The 5237-nt window shown below is 65.3% G+C and carries 6 protein-coding genes and 2 pseudogenes; 4 read left to right on the plus strand and 4 right to left on the minus strand.

What is annotated here, in order from left to right; genetic code table 11:
- Together G8O29_RS17980 and G8O29_RS18340 are read right to left on the minus strand one after the other, a co-directional pair.
- A pseudogene (locus G8O29_RS17980) lies at window positions 1-787 on the minus strand (GTA TIM-barrel-like domain-containing protein); the annotation flags it as partial.
- A 3-nt stretch (window positions 788-790) separates the two neighbouring features.
- Window positions 791-934, minus strand: a complete 144-nt coding sequence (locus G8O29_RS18340) for a hypothetical protein (protein WP_207623995.1) — start codon at window positions 932-934, stop codon at window positions 791-793.
- A gap of 674 nt (window positions 935-1608) precedes the next feature.
- Here G8O29_RS18340 and G8O29_RS17985 point away from each other — a divergent pair.
- A complete protein-coding gene (locus tag G8O29_RS17985) occupies window positions 1609-2013 on the plus strand; it encodes a hypothetical protein (RefSeq protein ID WP_166404574.1) in 405 nt (134 codons plus the stop codon).
- A gap of 182 nt (window positions 2014-2195) precedes the next feature.
- Complete coding sequence (locus tag G8O29_RS17990) at window positions 2196-2972, plus strand: major capsid protein (RefSeq protein WP_242679192.1); 777 nt, start codon at window positions 2196-2198, stop codon at window positions 2970-2972.
- Window positions 2973-2979: 7 nt separating this feature from the next.
- Here the strand turns inward: G8O29_RS17990 and G8O29_RS17995 are convergent, their stop codons facing one another.
- On the minus strand, window positions 2980-3756 hold the full coding sequence (locus G8O29_RS17995) for an RES family NAD+ phosphorylase (RefSeq protein WP_166404576.1): 777 nt from the start codon (window positions 3754-3756) through the stop codon (window positions 2980-2982).
- On the minus strand, window positions 3716-4096 hold the full coding sequence (locus G8O29_RS18000; protein WP_166404577.1) for an antitoxin Xre/MbcA/ParS toxin-binding domain-containing protein: 381 nt from the start codon (window positions 4094-4096) through the stop codon (window positions 3716-3718). The genes G8O29_RS17995 and G8O29_RS18000 overlap by 41 nt, the downstream gene beginning before the upstream one ends.
- Window positions 4097-4154: 58 nt before the next feature.
- On the opposite strand from G8O29_RS18000, the pseudogene G8O29_RS18640 reads away from it, so the two are divergent.
- Window positions 4155-4468, plus strand: a pseudogene (locus G8O29_RS18640) (head-tail joining protein).
- 5 nt (window positions 4469-4473) lie between these two features.
- On the plus strand, window positions 4474-5097 hold the full coding sequence (locus tag G8O29_RS18010) for a DUF6441 family protein (protein ID WP_166404578.1): 624 nt from the start codon (window positions 4474-4476) through the stop codon (window positions 5095-5097).
- The last annotated feature ends 140 nt before the right edge of the window (window positions 5098-5237 follow it).

Below are 5237 nucleotides of genomic sequence, written 5' to 3' on the forward strand. Positions count from 1 at the left end.
CGAGCCGCCAGTTCGGCCCGTCCGTCCAGATCCCGGTCAGTTCCGGAAAGAAAGGATAGGGTCGCGCGTCCCAGGTCAAGGCGGCGCACTCGGGGACATGGACCATCCGGCCGCCATAGACCGCGGACGTCGGGTTGTTTGCGCCCTGACCCCACCAGAGGTAGCTGGCCTCGAGATAGGCGCGCTGGATCGCGTCGTCGCGCCAGCCGCGGGAGAACCAGGGCGTGAAGCTCTTCGACGACTTCGGGTCGAAGAAGACGTTGGGCTGGTTCGTGCCCCGGTCGATGGCGGGGCAGCCCAGTTCGGTGAACCAGACCGGCTTCGACTGCGGCACCCATGATGTCGGCGTGCCGCTTTCCACGCCACCCGGCCGGTTGAAATGCGGGTTCGACCACCAGGCGCGAAGATCCTTGTAGCGGAAGACCCAAGGCTTGCCTGCGTTCGGCGGGTCGCTCGAACCAGTGGCGCTCCCCGCCTCACCATCCGTGATCGGCGTGCGGATCTGGGCCGACCGGTCGGCCACCGAGGCATAGAACCAGTCGAAGCCCTCGCCGCCCGCGATGTTCGCCTGCAGATAGCCCCGGTCGTGGATCGCGGGCCAGCCTTCGAGGGCATCGGCATGATCGAAGCCGTCGCGCCAGTCGGAGAGCGGCATGTAGTTGTCGATGCCGATGAAATCGATGTTCGCGTCCGACCAGAGCGGGTCGAGGTGGAAATGGACGTCGCCGCTGCCGTCGCCGGGCTGGTGGCCGAAATACTCGGACCAGTCCGAGGCGTAACCCACCTTGGCCTAGCTGCGGTCGCGGCTGTTGGGCTTGAGGTATTTCGCCGTTATGCTGACGAAGCAGCCGTTCAAAGGTCTGCCGAACGCCTCGGCCTTGACCTCTTTACGGTCGAAGGTGTGCTGGCTGCCCGCGCGCATGCTTTGGGTCAATTCAATTCAGGCCGTTTCTCGGGAGCCGACTGGTCGGGGCCCAGTTCCGAAATCATGGCCGAAGCTCTTGCGCTGCACGAACTCTCTGACCCAGGCGCCCTAGGGCGGGCTTTGGAGGGAAACCAAGAGGATATTGCCAGGATACAGGGCGTTGTCGATCAGGCTTTGAGAGCTTGGAACGAAGGACGAATTACAGTGCGGCCCGGCGAATTTGCGTCCGGCTGGGTCGAGGTCTTTCCCAAACTCGATGAGTTCGTTCGCGATATTCTTGATTTACCAGGCTTTTCGACCGACTGCTATCAATCGCTCGGTGGCACCTCCTCACCGCATGTTTTTGGACATCGCACAGAGGGCGGACCCAGAGCGCTTCCAGAAGGTATCCCGGAGACGGATGCGGAGGGCCGACCCGTTGAACCTGCGCCGGAAGCTCGGGGCTTGCCTCCACAGGGGCGTCCGGGAACTTGGGTTGTCGGACCTCGCGGAGACAGATTGTATGGACCTGACGGAAAACCGATCAAAGACGTTGATTGGGGCCACGATCACGGTCAAGGTCAGCCCCATACGCACGAATGGATCGACGGCGAGCGCCAGCCTGGTCGGCCAGCGACCGAGGAAGAGAGCTTTTCAGGTGACGGGCGAGGTGATGACGGGTTGATCCGTCCGGAGGATTGGAGATGATCACCTTTGAAGGGGATGAACGGTTTGCCGACGTGGAATATGTAGGCGTTACCTACGAATCCACAGGGCGCGTCCTGAGGCTGCTGGTCACGTCCGATCCCGCAGACAACTGCGAAACAATCCTCCTTCGAGATGTTGCGGCATTTGATGTCCTTCACTTCACGCGACAGAATGTTGTCAGTTACCTCGATATTGCGCGTTTGGCCGCCGCCGAGCACCATGCCTTTGTCGAACTTGCCGTCGGTGAAGGGGCGATCATTTCTTTGACAACAAGTCCCAGCCCGAATGCTCTGCTTGGGGTTGTTTTCGTGTCTGCCAACGGAGCAACGATTTTTGCTCTTTGCGCTTCGGTTGAGAAATGCTCTAGCGACGGGCAACCGATTTACAGAGTAGTGGCATGATTTTGATGCTGTCCCATGGAGTGGTGTAGCTGGCGCTGATCGTCACCGTGACGCTCGGCGCGGGCCTGCTTGATCAGGATGCCGCGGCTGGCAGGCTGATGACGGGAGTGAGGAGGATCAGGAATTGATCCGGTGGATCAATTCCCCGACGAACGCCCATCGGCGCGATGGTTTCCAGCGTCATGTATCTGGCACGCTGGACGGTCCATTCGTCGTTTGTCTCTAGCATCAGCGCGCCGACCATCCGCGACCACGGATCGGAAACCACCACCCAGCAGGTGCAGACCGAGGTGACCCGCAAGCTCGGGCGGCTCCGGAACGACGCAGAGGCCACCTTCGAGTTCCACCTCTTCAACGGTATCCAGGGCGTGGTGAAGGATCCGAAGGACGGGGCGACGGTGGTCAACTACTTCACAGAGTTCGGCATCACGCCCGCCACCGAGGCCGACTTCGACCTCGACAACGCGAGCCCCGCCTCGGGCGCGCTCAGGAAGCGCTGCCAGGCGCTGATCGAGAGCGTCGAGGACAGCCTCGGCGGGCTGGCCGCCGGTCAGGTCCAGCCGCGCGCCGAATGCGGCTCGGCCTTCTTCGCCGATCTGGTTGCCCACAAGGAGGTCCGCGAGACCTATCTCAACACCGCAGCCGCAGCCGATCTGCGCGGCCGCGTGGGCGAGGAAGTCAGCTTCGGCGGCATCACCTTCCGCCGCTACCGGGGTGGCCTCGGCTTCGGGGTGCCGACGGACAAGGCGTACTTCTATCCCGAGGGGGTCGAGGGCCTCTTCGAGATCTACTTCGCTCCGGCCGACACCTTCGAGACGGTGAACACGCTGGGCCAGCCGCTCTACGCCCGCACGATCCCCGACCGGGATCGCGACGAATGGGTGCGGCTTGAGATCGAGAGCAACCCGCTGCCGATCTGCACCCGACCGCAGGTGCTGCGTTCGGCGCGGCGGACGTGATGACGGCCTATCGGGCGCGGGGGCGGTCCCAGACCATGCCGACAAGGCGTGGGTCCGGGGCGAAGCTGTCCTTCGGGAACTCGAGCCCGAGGCGCGGATGCTCGCGCAGCGCCTGCGCGCCGGTGGGACCGATCCGGATGCGCCAGGTCTGACGTTCGACCGGCTGCGGAGCGGCAAAGGCACGGCAGGTCAGAACGGCAAGGTTCGCGCCCCGGTAAGTATCGCGGACAGAGGCGTAGCGGATCACCTCTGCACCGATCGCTCGGGCCTCCTCGGCCAGACCTTGGCATGCTGCGTAGTCGGTGAGATGGGTCCAGCCAGCATGATCGGTAGCCAGTGCTCCGGCCGTCAGGTCGACTGCCACGGGCGTTGCGACCTCCGCCGAGAAGGCGGTGTATTCGGCCGCATCGTCGGGAAAGGGGGTTTCCGGGCTCTCGGCGTAGAACAGGAAGCGGTAGAAGACCATTTCGGCCGCCGCCGTCTCGGGCGCCTCGGCCCCGTACCAGACGCCCGGCGTCAGTCCCGCCCGGCGAAACCGCGATCCCGCCGGATAGGGGCGATACCGGAAAGGCGTGGCCAGCAGATAATCGAGCGCGCGGCATTCCTCCGGCAGGGGCGGCTTCGTGGCCTCGAGGATCTCCTCGAGGGCCGCCTGTTCGGCCAGGCTGTCGACAAGCTTCAGGGTCGAGACCCGATGCTGGGCCTCGACGAACCGCCATGCCGGGCCCGCGTAGGGCCGCGCCTCAGAGCGGAGCGCGTCTTGCGTCCAGATAGGTCGTGACATCGACAAGCCCCTGCACCTGCGTCATCCGCTCCACGGGTCGAGCCGCGAGCGCCGTGTTGGGAGCGGCCAGCCACCGCCGCGCCACCGCCTCGTCGCCCCCGGTGATCGCGTCGAGCGAGCGGAAGGTCCGCACCAGAATTGCCGCAAGCTCGAAGGGCTTCGAGCCCGGCTCGAGCAGACTCTCGCCCCGTTTCCAGCGCGAGACGGTCGCCTCGGAGACGCCGATGATCTCGGCCAGTTGTCGGCCCGAAAGGCCAAGCCGGTCTGCCGCCCGCAGCGCAGCCTTGGTCAGCACGGCACCAGCCTCGGGGTTTCGGGCGATCTGATGGGAAAGGGTCATGACTTTCTCCTGTCTGGGGAAAACATAGTGTCACTTCCTTTCTGAGGAAAGAGGAAACATGCCGGACGCCCTCTCCGCCGCGCTTGCGGCACTCTTCGCCGATCCGAACATCGGCAGAGACGCGGTCTACATCGCCGATGGCGGTGCGCCGGTGCTCGTGCGCATCGTCGCTCGGCGTGCCGATGCCGTCACCGACTTTGGCGATGCGCGGCTCTGGTCCGAGTCCACCCGGATCGACCTGCGCGTGGCCGAGGTGCCACCCCCCGCCCCGGCGACCGGATCGAGATGGAGGGCGAGGCCTTCCTCATCCAGGGCGAGCCCGTCCGCGACCGCGAGCGGCTGGTCTGGACCGTCGACCTGCGCCCGGCGTGACCGCGATGAAACTGAAGCTCGACATCGATCCCGACATCGTCGCGCTGATGGCGGCCGAGGTCGCCGCTGGGGAACGCGCCGTGTCGGCCGCGATCCGCGAGGCCGGAACCGGGCTGAAGGCCGCCTGGCGGCTGCAGATCACCGGCGCGGGCCTCGGGCCGCGCCTCGCCCGCACCATCCGGTCGGAGCAGTTCCCCAAGGCCACGCCCAGCCTCAACGCAGCCGCCGTGGTGTGGTCCAACGCCCCGGTGATCGTCGGCGCGCACGACACCGGCCCGCTGATCCGCTCGAAGAACGGCTTCTGGCTGGCAATCCCAACACCTGCCGCAGGCAAGTCCCTGCGCGGCGGCCGGATCACCCCCGGCGAATGGGAACGCCGCTCCGGCCTGCGTTTGCGGTTCATCTATCGCCGTGGGGGCCCAAGCCTGCTGGTGGCCGAGGGGCGGCTGAACACCAAGGGTCGCGCCGTGGCATCAAAGTCGAAAACCGACAGGGGCCTCGTCACCGCGCCGATCTTCCTGCTGGTGCCGCAGGTCAAGCTGCCGAAGCGGCTGGACCTCGCGCGGGACGCCGCGCGGGCGCATGACGCCGTGCCGGGGCTGATCGTGGCGAATTGGGTTGATAGTTGAGTGAACGCCACGAAAATCATGATGCTGTCCCTGAGCGTGGTGTAGGTTCTGGCTGAGGTGGTTACCGGCGATGTTCGGTTAGGGTCTGGTTGCTTACGCCCACCCAGAACCGAGAGGACCACCGATGACCACCGACATGA

This window comes from Rhodobacter calidifons (assembly GCF_011174775.1).
Classification (GTDB): Bacteria; Pseudomonadota; Alphaproteobacteria; order Rhodobacterales; family Rhodobacteraceae; genus Tabrizicola; species Tabrizicola calidifons.